Source organism: Pseudomonas sp. NPDC089530 (genome assembly GCF_050280705.1).
Lineage (GTDB): Bacteria > Pseudomonadota > Gammaproteobacteria > Pseudomonadales > Pseudomonadaceae > Aquipseudomonas.
In genome coordinates, this window is the sequence record NZ_JBNNVU010000211.1 from 1 (window position 1) to 1,365 (window position 1,365).

1 protein-coding gene is annotated in these 1,365 nt (G+C 68.5%); it reads right to left on the reverse strand.

Features of this window, described 5'->3' with window-relative positions:
- Positions 1-80 precede the first annotated feature (80 nt).
- The coding region (gene ntrC / locus ACQKQA_RS30340) for a nitrogen regulation protein NR(I) (RefSeq protein ID WP_427564801.1) at positions 81-1,365 on the reverse strand (1,285 nt) is incomplete at its 5' end.

Sequence of the window (1,365 nt, forward strand, 5' to 3'; positions counted from 1 at the left end):
TCGCGGGCCAGCCTCGCTCCTACGGAACATGCGAACCGTAGGAGCGAGGCTGGCCCGCGATAGGGGTTACAGACAGCGGTTCAAGCCTCTTCGCTGTCCTCGTCGTCCCCGCCGTCGACCTTCATCCCCAACTCCTTGATCTTGCGGGTCAGGGTGTTGCGGCCCCAGCCCAGCAGCACGGCGGCATCGCGGCGGCGGCCGGCGGTGTGCTTGAGGGCGGTCTCGATCATGATCCGCTCGAAGCTCGGCACCGCGCTGTCCAAAAGGCTCGACTGGCCGCGGGCCAGGGCCTGGTCGGCCCACTGGCGCAGGGCCTGCTCCCAGTTGGTCACCGGCGCCGCATCCTGCGGCAGGCTCAGCAGCTCCGGCGGCAGGTCGCCGATATGCACTTCGCGACCCGAAGCCATCACCGTGATCCAGCGGCAGGTGTTCTCCAGCTGGCGCACGTTGCCGGGCCACGGCAGGTTCTTCAGGTATTCCTCGGTCTCGCTCTTCAGCAGCTTGGGCTCGACGGCCAGCTCCTGGGCGGCGCGGCCGAGGAAGTGCTTGGCCAGGGTCGGGATGTCTTCGCGCCGGTCCGACAGGCGCGGGATATGGATGCGGATCACGTTCAGGCGGTGGAACAGGTCCTCGCGGAACTTGCCGGCGTGCACCAGGGTTTCCAGGTTCTGGTGGGTCGCGGCGATGATGCGCACATCGACCTTGACCGGCACATGCCCGCCGACCCGGTAGAACTCGCCGTCGGCCAGCACCCGCAGCAGGCGGGTCTGGGTGTCCGCCGGCATGTCGCCGATCTCGTCGAGGAACAGGGTGCCGCCATCGGCCTGTTCGAAGCGCCCGCGGCGCAGGTTGGCCGCGCCGGTGAAGGCGCCTTTTTCGTGGCCGAACAGCTCGGACTCCATCAGGTCCTTGGGGATCGCCGCCATGTTCAGCGCGATGAACGGCGAAGCCGCCCGCGGGCTGTGACGGTGCAGGGCGTGGGCCACCAGCTCTTTACCGGTCCCGGACTCGCCGTTGATCAGCACCGTGATGTTGGAGTGGCTGAGGCGACCGATGGCGCGGAACACCTCCTGCATCGCCGGCGCTTCGCCGATGATTTCCGGGGTGCTGGCCAGTGCGGGGATCGCTTCCAGGCCTTGCTGTTCCTGGGCGTGCTGGTTGGCGCGCTTGACCAGGGACACTGCTTCGTCGACATCGAACGGCTTGGGCAGGTACTCGAAGGCGCCGCCCTGATAGGAGGCGACAGCGCTGTCCAGGTCGGAGTGCGCGGCCCGCGACTGCAGGGCCGCGCTCAGTTCGCCGGCATCCACTTCGGCATCCTGCAAGGCGCGCGCGAGCAGGCCCTGTGGGCGCTCCAGCAGGCCC